This window comes from Bacillus sp. FSL P4-0290 (genome assembly GCF_037975435.1).
Taxonomy (GTDB): Bacteria; Bacillota; Bacilli; order Bacillales; family Bacillaceae; genus Bacillus; species Bacillus subtilis.
Window position 1 is genome coordinate 3,350,335 of sequence record NZ_CP150253.1, and the last position, 14,004, is coordinate 3,364,338.

The following is a 14,004-nucleotide window of genomic DNA, read 5'->3' on the forward strand; positions in this document are numbered from 1 at the left end:
CCTAATTCCGTAAAGGTTTACCTTTCACAAGCATATGCTGCATTCTCGCTTGAGATTTTGCCTCTCCTGCCAAACTCAAAAACGCTTCTCTTTCGATCTCCAATAAATACTCTTCATCAACCTCTGTACCAAACGGCACTTTTCCGCCCGCAATGACATAAGCGAGTTTTTTCGCGATCTTGAAATCATGCTCAGATATATAGCCGGACAGCTTCATCTGCTCAGCGCCAAGCAAGAGTGCCGCATAACCGGTTTCTCCCGGCACCTTGACCTTTTCTTTTACAGGCGGCCGCCAGCCGGTATCGTATAAAGATGCGGCCAGCTGCTTCGCATCGTATAACAGGTGGTCTTGATTCACGCTGATCTGATCCGTTTCTTTTAAGATGTTCATCTCACGAGCCTCTTGAGCGGAAGCGGACACTTTCGCCATCGCAATCGTTTCAAATGTTTTCATTGCCGCATTCATCGGATCAAGGCCACGGCGTAGATGATTGATGTACAGCTCTTTGTTTCCCCCTCCGCCAGGGATGAGGCCGACACCTGATTCAACAAGGCCCATATAGGCTTCGCTTGCCGCTTGAGTACGCGCCGCAGGCAGGCATACTTCCGTTCCTCCGCCGAGCGTCATGCCAAATGGCGCGGCGACGACCGGTTTCGCACTGTATTTGATCTTCATCATCGTCTCCTGAAAACGGCGGATCACAAAATCAACTTCCAAAAAGTTGTCATCTTGGACTTCCATTAAGATCATGGCGAGATTCGCGCCGACGCAGAAATTTTTCCCTTGATTGCCGATGACAAGCCCCTTGTAATTCCGTTCTGTTTCCTCTAATCCTTTGTGGATCATTTGAATGATATCAAGGCCGATCGCATTGCTTTTCGAATGAAATTCAAGAAGGGCCACATCATCTCCAAGGTCAATTAAGCTTGCTCCGCTGTTTTTCGCAATCACGCCTTTTGTTTCTTTAAGTGCTTGTAAATGAATTCGTTTTTTGTTTTCTTTCACAGCTCTGTATTCGCCGCGGTCATAATAAAATACCGTTCCGTTCTCTTTGATGTAGAAGGTTTCATTTCCTTTGTCCAGCATCTCTTTTATCCAGCCAGGCATATCTGCTCCAAGCTGCTCAAGCTTTTCCGCTGACTGCTTGAGGCCGATGGCGTCCCACATCTCAAAAGGTCCCAGTTCCCAGCCGAATCCCCACTTCATGGCTTGGTCAATCGCATGAATATCATCGGCAATCTCGCCAAGCAGCTCGGCTGAGTAAAGCAGGGTTTGAGATGTGATATTCCACAGCAATCGGCCGGCTCTGTCATCCGAATAAATAAGCGCTTTCATTTTGGCTTTTGTCCCTTTTGCCTGTTTTGCCGCTTCAAGTGCCGGTGTTTTCATTTTTGTCCGCTCGCCGTAAGTAAGCGTCACTGGGTCAAGCTCATAAATCGTTTTTCCTTCTTTTTTATAAAAGCCTTGGCCGGCCTTACTTCCGATCCACCCTTTTTCCAGCATATCGTTCATGAAGCTTGGAAGGCGAAACACTTCTTTTTCATCGCCATCAGCTTTGTCATACACATTTCGGGCAACGTGGGCGAATGTATCGAGACCGACCACATCAAGCGTTCTAAAGGTAGCGCTTTTCGGCCTGCCGATCAGCGGTCCTGTGATCGAATCAACCTCCCCGACCTGATAGCCGCCTTTCAGCATTTCTTGGACTGTCACGAGAAGCCCGTACGTCCCGATGCGGTTTGCGATAAAGTTCGGTGTGTCCTTTGCTGTAACAACACCTTTCCCGAGGACATTTTCTCCGAAAGCTGTCATAAACTTTAAAATATCAGGATCCGTTTCCTTAATCGGAATGATCTCCAGCAGCTTTAAATAGCGTGCGGGATTAAAAAAATGCGTTCCGAGAAAATGGGCTTTAAAATCATCCGACCGGCCTTCAGCCATTTCCTGCACTGATATGCCGGATGTGTTGCTTGAGACGATGCTTCCAGTCTTTCGATGTTCATCCACAAGAGCGAAAATTTTCTTTTTGACTTCAAGGTTTTCGACAACGACCTCAATAATCCAATCTGCTTCTTTCAGTTTTTCTGCATCATCCTCCAGATTGCCCGGTGTAATATAGGAGGTATTTTTCGCTGATGTGAGGGGAGCGGGCTTTTGTTTCAGCAGTTTTTTCACCGCCTGCCGGCTCAGCCTGCTGCGCACCTCCGGACTGTCCTTCGTCAGCCCCCTTTTTTCCTCTTCCTTTGTCAAATCGTTCGGCACAATATCTAGCAGCAGGACAGGTATTCCGATGTTAGCCAAATGCGCCGCAATCCCGGAGCCCATTACCCCCGATCCTAAAACGGCTGCCTTCCGAATGTGTTTGTGCATGAGATATCCCCCTTGAACATTGAATGAATAGTCATTCATTTTTTGACCAAAAAAAATGAAACCCGTTTCTTCTTTCATCTTAAAAGATTTCCGGTTCGACTTCAATAGCTAATTTGTTATTTTTTTGTATGAAGCCTATAAAAGTCGGGCAACTTAAGCCCGGAGGTGAAGGGAATGGTACGAGAGAAAAAAAATCCGTCTTCAGCGGCAGTCAGCGCGGCGAGCGTAAAGGGAGATGCCGGTCCGACTCAGCATTACGGCGGCGGAAAACGGACAAGTCAAAATCAGCAGTATAAAAAACATAACATGGAACAATCATAATGCAGCTGCTTCCCGCGGCTGCTTTCACTTTTTCAAAATTCCTTTTAACACAAACGCTGCATTGGCAGGCCGTTCGGCAATTCTTCTCATAAAGTAGCTGAACCAGTCCGTTCCATATGGGACATACACACGCATTCTGTAGCCTTCCTTGGCGAGTTCCTTCTGACGCTCCGGCCTGATGCCGTATAGCATTTGAAACTCAAATTGCGACGCAGGGATTCGATGTTCGGCGACGAGCTGTTTCGTAAATGCAATGATGTCATCGTCATGTGTGGCGACAGCCGTGTAGTTCCCGCTTAACAACTGCAGCTTTATTAAGCTCTGAAAATGAAGGTCCGTTCCTCTTTTGTCGGGAAACGCTACGGCCGCAGATTCTTTATAAGCGCCTTTTACAAGTCTGAGATTCGGCTTTAAGTCCCGCATCTTTCTGATATCTTCTGCCGCCCGGTACAGATACGCCTGAATGACCGTGCCGAGCTTCTCAAATTCCTGTTTGCATTGCCTGTAAATAGAAAGTGTCTGTTCATAATGGGAATAGTCTTCCATATCAATGGTCACAGCAACATCATATTGCTTCGCAACGGAAAGAATGGCGCGCAAATGAGTAAGAGCAAGTTCTTCTGAAAGATCGAGCCCGATTGAGGTCAGCTTAAGTGAAAGCTCTGAGTCCAATTGATGTTCGGCAATGGCTTGAATGGCTTTCTTGCATTCCTCTGCGACTTGGTTTGCTTCTTTTTCCGAAGCTGCATACTCGCCTAAATAATCAATTGTTGCACACAAACCGGATCTGTTTAGCCTTTTGACGGTCTTAACCGCCGATTCAATCGTATCCCCTGCGACAAACCTTCGTGCTCCAAGCCGCGTTCCGTATGCTTTTGCGAACTTGGTAAGTGTTTTATTTTGAGATAAGAATAAAAACACATGTCTCAACATCCGACTCCCTCCCGCCGTCATCTTCAAAACACCTGTATATAACTCCCAGTCTGAAGGAAACTATAAAATGAACAGAAACCAAAGGAGGATCACAATGGATAATCAGCAGCAATCTCAAATGCCGCCTTCCGTTATTTCGACAAAGGATCATTTGTATCTCAATGACATGCTGAACTGGAATTTGCTCGCGATGAAGAAAGCGCATTTCATGGCGCAGCAGTGCCAGGATCAAACGTTAAAGCAAGAACTCGACCGCGTCGGACACATGCATCATGATCACTATCAAAGAATATTAAAGCACCTGCAGCCAGGCCAGCAGCAGTCCGGCTACATCCAATAAGGAGGCGCCAGAATGAATCAGCAAAATCAAAAAATCAGCAACCCGCAGACACCTGTACCGACAACATCGGAAATGAATGACAGAGATTTCGTCAACGAATTGCTGACAACCGAAAAATACATGACAACAGCTTATTGCACTGCCTTGCACGAATTCAGCCACGAGTCTCTTTATCAGGATATTCAATCCATTTTTGATGAGTCACAAAAAGCGCAAAGAAAACTATATGATCTCATGTTCCAATATGGATGGTATTCTGTTGAAGCGGAGGATGCACAAAAGCTGCAGCAGTCCTATCAAAAATTCCAGCAGACCATTCAGCAGCAGTCTCCTTATCAGCAATAACAACATTAGTAAAAAGGATACGATGTTCTTTCGGGCATCTATCCTTTTTTTGTGTAAAATCAGTTGACTTTTCATTTACGCTTATTTATATTTAATAAGCATTAACTATTTTGTCATTAAAATATATATACAGTGTATGTAACAGAGGGGAAATGAATATGAAGAGTGCGGATCAGTTAATGTCCGATATTCAATTATCGCTTCAGGCGCTCTTTCAAAAGATACAGCCTGAAATGCTGGAAAGCATGGAGAAACAAGGTGTCACCCCAGCGCAGCTGTTTGTGCTGGCCAGCCTAAAGAAACACGGCAGCCTCAAAGTTTCTGAAATTGCCGAGCGTATGGAGGTGAAGCCAAGCGCGGTGACGCTGATGGCAGATCGCCTTGAACAAAAAAATCTTATCGCCAGAACACACAACACAAAAGACAGGCGAGTGATTGATCTCAGTCTTACTGACGAAGGAGACAGAAAGTTCGAGGAGGTTTTGGCAGGCAGAAAGGCCATTATGGCGCGCTATCTTTCCTTTTTGACGGAGGAGGAGATGCTGCAGGCGGCGCATATTACAGCAAAGCTCGCACAAGCAGCAGAAACGGATGAAAAGCAAAACATGAAAAGAGGAAACGGATGAAAATGAGTAAAGAAGGCAAACAATCAAAACGAACGTTATTAATAACAGGCTTAATTATTGCCATGTTTTTTTCAGCCCTTGACGGTACCATTGTCGGAACGGCCATGCCGAAAATTGTCGGTGATCTGGGCGGTTTGAGCATGATGACCTGGCTGACAACTGCATATTTGTTAACATCAACAACCATTGTTCCAATTGCCGGTAAACTGGCTGATTTATTGGGACGCCGCATTGTCTATGTATCAGGTTTGATTATTTTTATGGCCGCTTCTGCTTTGTGCGGAATGGCCAACAACATGACGGAATTGATTATCTTCCGTGGACTGCAGGGCATCGGCGGAGGCATCATGATGCCGATGGCGATGATTGTCATCGGTGACTTGTTCACAGGAAAACAGCGTGCTAAATTCCAAGGTGTCTTTGGCGCAATTTACGGGCTGGCTTCAGTGATTGGGCCGCAAATCGGCGGCTGGATTGTAGACTCGTTAAACTGGAAATGGGTTTTCTATATTAACCTGCCAGTCGGAATTATTGCGGTTATTTTTATTGCCAGAGGATTACAGGGACGCCAGCAGACTGGTCCGATCAACTTCGATATCGCTGGTATTTTCACAATGATTGTCGGTGTGGTCAGCCTCCTGCTCGCCTTAAGCTTTGGCGGAAAAGATTATGCATGGGATTCATGGCAGATTCTTGGGTTGTTCGCTCTCGCACTGATCGGCATTGTCAGCTTTATCATCGTAGAATCAAAAGCAAAAGAGCCAATCCTGCCAATGTATTTATTTAAAAACAGAACATTTACATTTCTAAACTTGATCGGCTTCTTTATGAGTATCGGTATGTTTGGCGCCATTACGTTTGTTCCTTTCTTTATGCAGGGAATTGTCGGTGTAAGTGCGTCTGAATCGGGTACAATTATGACACCGATGATGATTTCTATGATTATTACAAGTATCATCGGCGGACAGCTTGTTTATAAAATCGGGATTAAACCGCAAATCATTGCAGGCATGCTGGTTATGGCCAGCGGATTCCTGCTGTTAACGACCTTGGATCTCGACACGAGTAAGCTTGTCGCTACATCTTTTATGGCGATTATTGGTCTGGGAATGGGTCTTGTTATGCCGATTCTGACATTGGCTTTACAGGAAAGCTTTTCGAAGGAGGAGCTGGGAGTTGTCACTTCATCCAGCCAATTCTTCCGTTCTATCGGCGGAACATTCGGCATTACCATGCTGGGAGCCGTAATGAATGCGAGATCAGGAAATCTATTAACAGATAAATTGGTTCCATATTTAGACTCTCTTCCGGCACAGGCAAGCTCGTTTGCCGCCCAGCTAAAGGGTATGATTGATACAAATCCGCAAGGGCTGCTGCAATCACTGTTCAGTCCGGACGCGGTCAAACAAATCCCTGCGGCTTTCTCATCCCATATTGTGCCGATTTTAAAAACATCGTTGATGGATTCGCTCCACAGCGTGTTTTATACGGGCCTGATCTTTATCGCAGTCGGAGCCGTATTCACCTTGTTCTTAAAACCTATCAAGCTATCAAATAAGAAAGCGGAAGACCAACAAGAAAAAGAGAAGGCGGCAAAAGCCGTTGAATCACCTTCCCATTAATAGAGCACCCCGCGGGTATCAATCCGCGGGGTTTTTTATTCAATCATCTGGGCTCTTCCATTTCCGAAAGACCAATCCTCAGCCTGATTTCCGGCCAGCATGATAAACACATCTTCTTTTCTGACACCAAGCTCGGAATGAATCCGGCTCGCGATTGAGCGGTAAAGTGCTTTTTTCTGTTCAGTTGTTCTTGACTGTTTCAGTGTAAAATGAATGTATATCAGTTCATCAGTACGCTCGACTTGGAGATAAAATGGATCATAAAAAAATTCGCTTTTTTCATATTGTCTGATGACTTGAAAATAGTCATCTTCCGGCACATTGATTTCTTCAATCATCGATTGGTGGACAGTCCTGCTCAGTTTTTGAAGCCACGCTTCGCTTCTTCCCGACCGTAAATGAATCTGTACAAATGGCATCTCCCTGCATCCCTTTCTTTACAGCGTCTGTCCGCTGTCAATTGTGATAATTTGGCCTGTGAGTGATTCCTGTTCAATTAGTGAACAAATCAATTTGGCAACATCATCTGGTTCAGCAATACACTGCAGCGGCAAAGAGCCAATCATGCTTTTCATTTTTTCTTCCCGTCCGGCCCACCATCTCGTTGCCACAGCTCCTGGTGCTACACCGCTCACTCTGATTTCAGGCGCTAAGGCGTGGGCCAATGATTTCGTTAAACCGTGCACCGCTGATTTTGATACTGCGTAAGGCATAGATGAGCCGGCACCAGTTACCCCTGCGATGCTGCCGACGTTTACGATCGCCCCGGCCTTGCTTTTCTTCATGAACGGAACCACTGCCCGCGCGCAGAAAAACATCCCTTTCACATTGACGGCATACAGCTCATCCCATATGTCTTCTGTCGCAGCCTCAAGATCATCCATTGGAATATGCCGTGTAATGCTGGCATTGTTGACTAAAATATCAACCGTGCCGTGTGTGTTCACGATTGCTTGAATCATATCCTGCACGTCGCTGTTTTTGGATACATCTGCTTGGATGGCGAAGGCTTGCCCGCCAGCTTTTTGGATCATTTCCACTGTTTCCTCCGCTTCTGATTGCGAGCGTGAATAATTTACCGCCACAATCGCCCCGCGCTTTGCCAATTCCATACTGGCTGCTTTTCCGATTCCTGTGCCGCCCCCGGTTACGAGAGCTATTTTGTTCAAGACATTCATTGCCGCCACTCCTTGCTGTTGACTAAAGTATATTTCTGATTCCATTGTAATCCAGCTTTGATGTTGCGTATAATGATTGTTAAAGATACTAGATATCACTCATATTGATAGCAAACGAACGGAGGAGTTCAAAATGGAAAGCGGAGATTTACGTGTGTTTCAAATGGTAGCCCGTGAAGGGACCATTACGAAAGCAGCCTTGCAGCTTGGCTATGTACAATCGAATGTCACGGCCAGAATTCAGCAATTGGAAGCTGATCTGGGTACCACACTGTTTTTGCGCCATAATCGGGGCATGACACTTTCTGCAAGCGGAAAATTGCTGCTGGATTACGCAAATAAAATTATAGGCCTGCTTGATGAAGCGTCTAAAGCGCTCTCATCCTCCGCAGAACCAAGCGGGCCGCTTATGATCGGCTCCACTCAGACAACCGCCGCGGTAAGGCTTCCAAAGCTCCTGGCATCTTATTATGAAGAACATCCAAACGTCCAGCTGTCTTTAACAACAGGACATACGCAATTTCTCCTTGATAAAGTTCTTCGTTATGAATTGGATGGCGCGTTTATCGGATGCGAATGCCATCATCCTGAGCTCGAATCCTATCCTGCGTTTGAAGAAGAACCAGTAGTTGTTTCGGCTGCCTCCGTGCCCGATGTTGAGGAAGCCATCACAAAGCCGATTCTCGTTTACAGCACAGGCTGTTCGTATCGAGAAACACTTGAAAAATGGCTGCGTTCCGTCGGTGTCACACAGCCAGTCATTATGGAATTTGGGACGCTTGAAGCAATTATCGGCGGGGTTACAGCAGGTCTTGGCATCTCGCTGCTGCCAAGAACGGTTGTGCAGAAACATGAAGCAGAAGGATCAATTCGATTGTACCCGCTGCCTGAAGCTCTCAGCCAGATGAAAACAGAATTTATTGTTCGAAAAGATTCGTTTATCAGCAGCGCGCTGAGAACCTTTATGGAATCCTTTACGCCAGATAAAACGGCTGAATCACAAAAAAGCAGTCTGCTATAATGAACAGACTGCTTTTTGGCTATTGTTTGTTTCGATGCGCTTCATTTAATTCCTTAATATGCTGAATGATCTCTTTAATGCCCTGCTTTGCATCAGGGTATGTCGCATTCCAATGCTTAGCGAGCGGAGGCATGCTTTTGGCTATATGGGTGTACAAAATCCATTGCTTCACTTCTTCTTTTAGCTCATCGTTTGTTTCACCAAGCAGAAGCTCAGTATACTTCTCCAGCAATCCATCCAGCTGCTCCTGAAGTTTTTGTTCCATTTTCCATCTTCCTTTCGAAAAAACAGCAAGGAGCTTTCTCAATTGAAAGCTCCTTCGCTGCGTTATTTATCCATGTGATGTGAAAGCCGCTTCCTGGACAATGCATCTGCCCCTGCCATGAGGAATGCAAAGAGGCGTTCCGAAGAGCGGATCCTGTGTAACCTGACAGTTCATAGAAAACACATTTTGCACAAGATCACAAGTGATGACCTCTTCCGGACGGCCTTCTGCATAAATCCGTTTATCTTTTATGGCCACAAGATGATGCGCATAGCGGCACGCCAAGTTTAAGTCATGGAGAACCATAACAATCGTCCGGTCTTCCTTTTCATTCAGCTCAAACAGCAAATCAAGAATTTCAATTTGATGCGTCATGTCTAAATACGTCGTCGGCTCGTCAAGAAGGATGATATCCGTTTCCTGGGCAAGCGTCATCGCGATCCAAGCCCGCTGGCGCTGTCCGCCTGACAAAGAATCAACGGCACGGTCAGCCATGTCCTCAAGCTTTGTTGCTTTAAGCGCTCTTTCAACTGCTTCCTCATCCTCTTTTGACCACTGCTTCAGCCAGTTTTGGTAAGGATATCTTCCTTGCTTCACCAGCTGATGCACCGTCAGCCCCTCAGGAGCCGAAGGACCTTGAGGCAGGATTGCGAGCTCTTTTGCGACTTCCTTCGTCGGAAGCTTGGCAATCGCTCTTCCTTCCAGCAGCACTGAACCGCCTCTTGGCTTCATCAGGCGCGCTAATGAACGTAAAAGTGTCGATTTTCCGCAGCCATTGCTGCCAATAAATACGGTAATTTCACCTTTGGGAATTGTTAAATTCAACTCATCAATAATAACGGCATCCCCGTATCCTAAGCTCAGCGTTTCTGTAGAAATTGCACTCATACCCATAACCGCTCCTTTTTGCTGGCTTTTTAGCAGCACTATGTATTGCACGTTTTCTATATACATGCTTTTAAGTCAATTATCATCAATGCAAGTGATTCCGATATTCAGCCATTTGATATGGTCATATATCCCTCATTGTAGCAGAAAACACTGACTTTGAAAATCATTTTCAATTAGTTTTATGGACATAATTGACGTTTATGGGTTTTTTATCACAAGATTACTTCTTGATTTCTCTGATGGAGCCGTCCTTCAGCTTCAATTTTAAATCGATATGATCATAATGACTGTCCAGATTAAATGCTGCCAGCACACTGTGTATCACTTCTGTTTCAGCCATTTGGTCTGTTACGGAAAGCTCGCTCAAAATCATTTTCATCTCATCCAATGCTTCTTCTCCCTCCTGATTGACACCGGAGAGCTTATCCTGTATTTCCGCTTTTTCCTGAGTTCCGTTCTTTGTATAGATTCCTTCATAACGATTATGCTCACCATCCCCGTAGCTCACACGAAGCGAAAAATTACTGTAGGGAACGGACTTCAGCTGGGTGACGGCTGTATTTTCTCCTTCTGCCTGCTGCTGGTCTTCATTGAAACGGCAGCCCGCAATCAGAACCACTGCGAGACATACAGCCCCGGCTGCTCTGATCAAATGCATATGTTTCCCCCCTGTAGGATTCCATTTATTTTAGGTATATCCAGAGAATGAAATCCTCATTCAGAGAAGAATTGAAAAAGCCGGGGCATTTAACGCCACGGCTTTTTCTTTAAGATTCGGTCATTTGTAAAAAGGTTTCGGCGTCACGCACAGCCAGCTTGATGGCATTCTCCCAGAAATCGCGCTTTGTGATGTCAGCGCCCAAATGCTTCATCGCCAAATCCTCCACTGTCATAGAAGCCGTATCGCGCAATAGCGCCATATACTTCTCTTCGAATGTGTCTTTTTCTTCAAGCGCCAACGCGTAAATACCAAGAGAAAACAGGTAGCCGAATGTATAAGGGAAATTGTAAAACGGCACCCTCGTGATGTGAAAATGAAGCTTTGATGCCCAAAAAAGCGGATGATATTCTTCTAACGCATTGCAGTATGCCTCTCTTTGCGCCTCTTCCATCAGCTCATTCAAGCGGCTGGCCGGTACCACTCCCCGCTTTCGTTCCTCGTAGAATCTCGTTTCAAATAGAAATCTTGCGTGAATGTTCATGAAGAACGCAACGCTTCTTTGCACTTTATCCTCCAGAAGAACAAGCTTTTCTTCCCTCGTCTCGGCCTGCTGGACAGTCGCGTCCGCCACTATCATCTCTGCAAACGTTGAAGCTGTTTCTGCAACGTTCATGGCGTAGGAACGGTTTAACGGCCTGACGTTGAGCATTGCTTCCTGATGGAACGCGTGCCCGAGTTCATGCGCAAGGGTAGAGACATTTGAGGCGCTTCCCGAAAATGTCATGAAAATCCGGGATTCCCCGCTGTCCGGAAAACTGGTGCAAAAGCCGCCGACTCTTTTTCCGCTCCTGTCTTCCGCCTCAATCCAGCCGTCCCGAAACGCTTTTTCAGTGAATGAGGACAGCTTTTTGCCAAACGTTGAAAACTGGCTGGTAATGATATTTGCGGCTTCATCATACGAATAGACCTTTCCGTCAGAACCGATCGGTGCCTCGACATCGTACCAGCTGAGTTTTTCAAGGCCGAGCATGGATGCTTTCCGGTTCAAAAACTGAACGAACGGCTTCTTGTTTTCAGTGATGACCTGCCACATCGTATCAAGTGTTTCTTTTTTCATCCTGTTAATTTGCAGCGGTTCCTTCAGGACATTCTCCCAGCCGCGCGCTTTATAGGTTTCAAGCCGGAATCCCGCCAAATGATTCAGCGTGCTGCTGAAAATATCTTGCTTGCTCTCCCAAGCTTGGCGGAAACGTTCATATACTGTTTTTCTGACAGTACGGTCTTGATGATCCATCATATTCTCCGCCTGACCGACAGACAATTGCTTGTTTTCACCGTTTTCCTCATACGGGATCGTCATTTTCCCGACAACCATATTGTATAAGTCACTCCAAGCGTGATATCCGTCCACCGCAAGGTTTCCGATCAGTTTTTCCTTACCGGGGCTAAGCTTTTCGGCAACCCTCTGTCTTCTTTCATTTAATATGTAAGAAACATCGCGCAATCCCGGTTTTGTTAACAATTCATTCCACACGTCTTGATCAATGTCCACAAGTTTATGATCTAATGTAACGAGCGACGATTGAAAATCTGCGGAAAGCCGGTTCATGAGTGCCTGATGCTCTATAGCCTTTTGATCATTGATATTCTGGGCCTGGAGGCAAGCAACAAAAGCGCCGGCCTGCTGAAGCTTGACGGATGTCTGTTCGAATAAATCAAGCAACGCGGTCAGCCCTTCAGCCTCTTCAGGCGATTCAGGCACCTGAAACGCATCAGTCCTGTCTTGAAATGCACGCAGACTTTGTGACAGCTTCTCAATATAACCTTTGAATTCTTCTGATTGGCTCCCGCCCTTAAAAAATGAATCAAGATCCCATCTTTGGCCTACCCCTTGCAGCGCCATATCACAAAACCCCTTTCCTTCTTTCGTTCTATTATAGAACAATTCTGAATTATTGTATAAAAATTTCTATTACAGGCGTCATTTCGTGTTCAGGATAGTACAATAGCTGTAGCAGTTTAATAGGAGGGTTAGGATGAATAAAAAAATAGCCATCGTGACAGGAGCGTCCAGCGGCTTCGGTCTGCTGGCAGCTGTAAAGCTTGCCCGATCATTTTTCGTGATAGCCACATCAAGACAGCCTGAAAAAGCGGAACAGCTTCGAGAATTGGCTGCAGCACACAATGTGTCTGATTCTATTCACATTACAGCTCTCGATGTCACCGATGAACAATCTATAGTCTCATTCGGAAAAGCTGTTAGTGCTTACGCCCCGATCGATTTACTCGTTAACAACGCCGGAACGGCTTATGGAGGATTTATCGAGGATGTGCCGATGGAACATTTCAGACAACAATTTGAAACGAATGTCTTCGGTGTGATCCATGTGACAAAAACCGTGCTGCCTTACATAAGAAAGCATGGCGGCGCAAAGATTATAAACGTGAGCAGCATCAGCGGACTGACAGGATTCCCAGCGCTGTCGCCATATGTTTCTTCCAAGCATGCATTGGAAGGTTTTTCTGAAAGCCTGCGTATCGAGCTGCTTCCGTTCGGTATCGAAACCGCTTTGATCGAGCCGGGCTCATACAAGACATCGATCTGGTCAACGTCATTATCAAATTTTATGTCGGTGCCTGCTGACGATTCAGCCTATCATCAATACTATAAAAAGATCCTTTCCTATGTTCAAAAAAACGGAGAAGAAAGCGGAGATCCCCAAGAGGTTGCCGACCTCATTTATCAATTGGCAACAAAACAGCACATAAAGAATTTGCGATACCCGATCGGAAAGGGCATCAAGCTCACCCTGCTGTTCCGATCGCTTTTTCCTTGGTCTGCGTGGGAGTCTATCCTGAAGAAAAAGCTATTCAGCTGATCTAAATTATAATTATTATAATTTAGTATTGATTTTTATTTAGTATATGATATAATTAAGTCAACAGATCACAAGGAGGACGTTATCTTATGAAAACTGAAAACGCAAAAACAAATCAAACATTAGTTGAGAATTCACTGAACACACAATTATCAAACTGGTTTCTTTTATACTCTAAGCTCCACCGTTTCCATTGGTATGTGAAAGGGCCTCATTTCTTTACATTGCACGAGAAATTTGAAGAACTTTATGACCATGCGGCTGAAACAGTGGATACCATCGCTGAGCGCCTGCTGGCGATTGGCGGACAGCCTGTTGCCACAGTGAAAGAATACACTGAGCATGCATCTATCACAGACGGCGGAAACGAAACATCAGCATCAGAAATGGTACAAGCATTGGTAAACGACTACAAACAAATCAGCAGCGAATCTAAATTCGTGATCGGCCTGGCTGAAGAAAATCAAGACAATGCGACAGCGGACTTGTTTGTCGGATTAATTGAAGAAGTTGAAAAACAAGTGTGGATGCTTTCCTCTTATTTAGGGTAA

Annotated in this window: 16 protein-coding genes; 8 read left to right on the top strand and 8 right to left on the bottom strand. The window is 45.5% G+C overall.

Annotation, left to right across the window (positions count from 1 at the left end; all coding sequences use genetic code 11):
- Window position 1: 1 nt before the first annotated feature.
- The gene (locus MKY10_RS17640) at window positions 2-2,371 is read right to left on the bottom strand and encodes a 3-hydroxyacyl-CoA dehydrogenase/enoyl-CoA hydratase family protein (RefSeq protein ID WP_044052668.1); all 2,370 of its coding nucleotides are present in this window, start codon (window positions 2,369-2,371) and stop codon (window positions 2-4) included.
- Between the two features lie 174 nt (window positions 2,372-2,545).
- Between MKY10_RS17640 and MKY10_RS17645 the strand changes: the two genes are divergently transcribed.
- On the top strand, window positions 2,546-2,692 hold the full coding sequence (locus MKY10_RS17645; protein ID WP_003240817.1) for a YuzL family protein: 147 nt from the start codon (window positions 2,546-2,548) through the stop codon (window positions 2,690-2,692).
- A 24-nt stretch (window positions 2,693-2,716) separates the two neighbouring features.
- Here MKY10_RS17645 and MKY10_RS17650 read toward each other — a convergent pair whose 3' ends face one another.
- On the bottom strand, window positions 2,717-3,625 hold the full coding sequence (locus MKY10_RS17650) for a proline dehydrogenase (protein WP_015251264.1): 909 nt from the start codon (window positions 3,623-3,625) through the stop codon (window positions 2,717-2,719).
- A 94-nt stretch (window positions 3,626-3,719) separates the two neighbouring features.
- Here MKY10_RS17650 and MKY10_RS17655 point away from each other — a divergent pair, with 94 nt between their 5' ends.
- The 4 genes from MKY10_RS17655 to mdtP all read left to right on the top strand — a co-directional run bounded on the left by MKY10_RS17655 (window position 3,720) and on the right by mdtP (window position 6,558).
- Complete coding sequence (locus MKY10_RS17655; protein WP_003228567.1) at window positions 3,720-3,965, top strand: hypothetical protein; 246 nt, start codon at window positions 3,720-3,722, stop codon at window positions 3,963-3,965.
- A gap of 12 nt (window positions 3,966-3,977) precedes the next feature.
- Window positions 3,978-4,310, top strand: a complete 333-nt coding sequence (locus MKY10_RS17660) for a spore coat protein (protein WP_003222766.1) — start codon at window positions 3,978-3,980, stop codon at window positions 4,308-4,310.
- A 158-nt stretch (window positions 4,311-4,468) separates the two neighbouring features.
- A complete protein-coding gene (mdtR, locus tag MKY10_RS17665; protein WP_015251263.1) occupies window positions 4,469-4,936 on the top strand; it encodes a MarR family transcriptional regulator MdtR in 468 nt (155 codons plus the stop codon).
- Window positions 4,933-6,558 carry a multidrug efflux MFS transporter MdtP gene (mdtP, locus tag MKY10_RS17670; protein WP_015251262.1) on the top strand — a complete coding sequence of 542 codons (1,626 nt, stop codon included), beginning with the start codon at window positions 4,933-4,935 and terminating at the stop codon, window positions 6,556-6,558. Before mdtR ends, mdtP begins: the two co-directional genes overlap by 4 nt.
- Window positions 6,559-6,593: 35 nt before the next feature.
- On the opposite strand, the gene MKY10_RS17675 is transcribed toward mdtP, so the two are convergent.
- Entirely contained in the window at window positions 6,594-6,977 is a 384-nt protein-coding gene (locus tag MKY10_RS17675) for a tautomerase family protein (RefSeq protein WP_015251261.1), read from the bottom strand.
- Between the two features lie 18 nt (window positions 6,978-6,995).
- A complete protein-coding gene (locus tag MKY10_RS17680) occupies window positions 6,996-7,736 on the bottom strand; it encodes an SDR family NAD(P)-dependent oxidoreductase (RefSeq protein WP_015251260.1) in 741 nt (246 codons plus the stop codon).
- Between the two features lie 133 nt (window positions 7,737-7,869).
- On the opposite strand from MKY10_RS17680, the gene MKY10_RS17685 reads away from it, so the two are divergent.
- Complete coding sequence (locus tag MKY10_RS17685) at window positions 7,870-8,757, top strand: LysR family transcriptional regulator (protein WP_015251259.1); 888 nt, start codon at window positions 7,870-7,872, stop codon at window positions 8,755-8,757.
- A 19-nt stretch (window positions 8,758-8,776) separates the two neighbouring features.
- On the opposite strand, the gene MKY10_RS17690 is transcribed toward MKY10_RS17685, so the two are convergent.
- From MKY10_RS17690 to MKY10_RS17705, 4 genes are all read right to left on the bottom strand, one after another.
- On the bottom strand, window positions 8,777-9,064 hold the full coding sequence (locus MKY10_RS17690; protein WP_003228549.1) for a YusU family protein: 288 nt from the start codon (window positions 9,062-9,064) through the stop codon (window positions 8,777-8,779).
- Window positions 9,065-9,088: 24 nt separating this feature from the next.
- Complete coding sequence (locus MKY10_RS17695) at window positions 9,089-9,916, bottom strand: ABC transporter ATP-binding protein (protein WP_010886609.1); 828 nt, start codon at window positions 9,914-9,916, stop codon at window positions 9,089-9,091.
- A 217-nt stretch (window positions 9,917-10,133) separates the two neighbouring features.
- Window positions 10,134-10,571, bottom strand: coding sequence for a YusW family protein (locus MKY10_RS17700; protein ID WP_014477935.1), 438 nt, complete (start codon window positions 10,569-10,571; stop codon window positions 10,134-10,136).
- A gap of 109 nt (window positions 10,572-10,680) precedes the next feature.
- Window positions 10,681-12,477 carry a M3 family oligoendopeptidase gene (locus tag MKY10_RS17705; protein ID WP_048655212.1) on the bottom strand — a complete coding sequence of 599 codons (1,797 nt, stop codon included), beginning with the start codon at window positions 12,475-12,477 and terminating at the stop codon, window positions 10,681-10,683.
- Window positions 12,478-12,610: 133 nt separating this feature from the next.
- Between MKY10_RS17705 and MKY10_RS17710 the strand changes: the two genes are divergently transcribed.
- Window positions 12,611-13,453: an oxidoreductase gene (locus MKY10_RS17710; RefSeq protein WP_003228540.1), complete on the top strand. Its 843-nt coding sequence runs from the start codon at window positions 12,611-12,613 to the stop codon at window positions 13,451-13,453.
- Window positions 13,454-13,542: 89 nt separating this feature from the next.
- A complete protein-coding gene (gene mrgA / locus MKY10_RS17715) occupies window positions 13,543-14,004 on the top strand; it encodes a metalloregulation DNA-binding stress protein MgrA (protein ID WP_003228537.1) in 462 nt (153 codons plus the stop codon).

Coding starts and splice junctions, on each gene's coding strand:
- mdtR (WP_015251263.1), top strand. CDS start 4,469: ATGAAGAGTGCGGATCAGTTAATGTCCGATATTCAATTATCGCTTCAG.
- MKY10_RS17700 (WP_014477935.1), bottom strand. CDS start 10,571: ATGCATTTGATCAGAGCAGCCGGGGCTGTATGTCTCGCAGTGGTTCTG.
- MKY10_RS17710 (WP_003228540.1), top strand. CDS start 12,611: ATGAATAAAAAAATAGCCATCGTGACAGGAGCGTCCAGCGGCTTCGGT.
- MKY10_RS17655 (WP_003228567.1), top strand. CDS start 3,720: ATGGATAATCAGCAGCAATCTCAAATGCCGCCTTCCGTTATTTCGACA.
- MKY10_RS17705 (WP_048655212.1), bottom strand. CDS start 12,477: ATGGCGCTGCAAGGGGTAGGCCAAAGATGGGATCTTGATTCATTTTTT.
- MKY10_RS17675 (WP_015251261.1), bottom strand. CDS start 6,977: ATGCCATTTGTACAGATTCATTTACGGTCGGGAAGAAGCGAAGCGTGG.
- MKY10_RS17685 (WP_015251259.1), top strand. CDS start 7,870: ATGGAAAGCGGAGATTTACGTGTGTTTCAAATGGTAGCCCGTGAAGGG.
- MKY10_RS17680 (WP_015251260.1), bottom strand. CDS start 7,736: ATGAATGTCTTGAACAAAATAGCTCTCGTAACCGGGGGCGGCACAGGA.
- mdtP (WP_015251262.1), top strand. CDS start 4,933: ATGAAAATGAGTAAAGAAGGCAAACAATCAAAACGAACGTTATTAATA.
- MKY10_RS17660 (WP_003222766.1), top strand. CDS start 3,978: ATGAATCAGCAAAATCAAAAAATCAGCAACCCGCAGACACCTGTACCG.
- MKY10_RS17640 (WP_044052668.1), bottom strand. CDS start 2,371: ATGCACAAACACATTCGGAAGGCAGCCGTTTTAGGATCGGGGGTAATG.
- mrgA (WP_003228537.1), top strand. CDS start 13,543: ATGAAAACTGAAAACGCAAAAACAAATCAAACATTAGTTGAGAATTCA.
- MKY10_RS17645 (WP_003240817.1), top strand. CDS start 2,546: ATGGTACGAGAGAAAAAAAATCCGTCTTCAGCGGCAGTCAGCGCGGCG.
- MKY10_RS17650 (WP_015251264.1), bottom strand. CDS start 3,625: ATGTTGAGACATGTGTTTTTATTCTTATCTCAAAATAAAACACTTACC.
- MKY10_RS17695 (WP_010886609.1), bottom strand. CDS start 9,916: ATGGGTATGAGTGCAATTTCTACAGAAACGCTGAGCTTAGGATACGGG.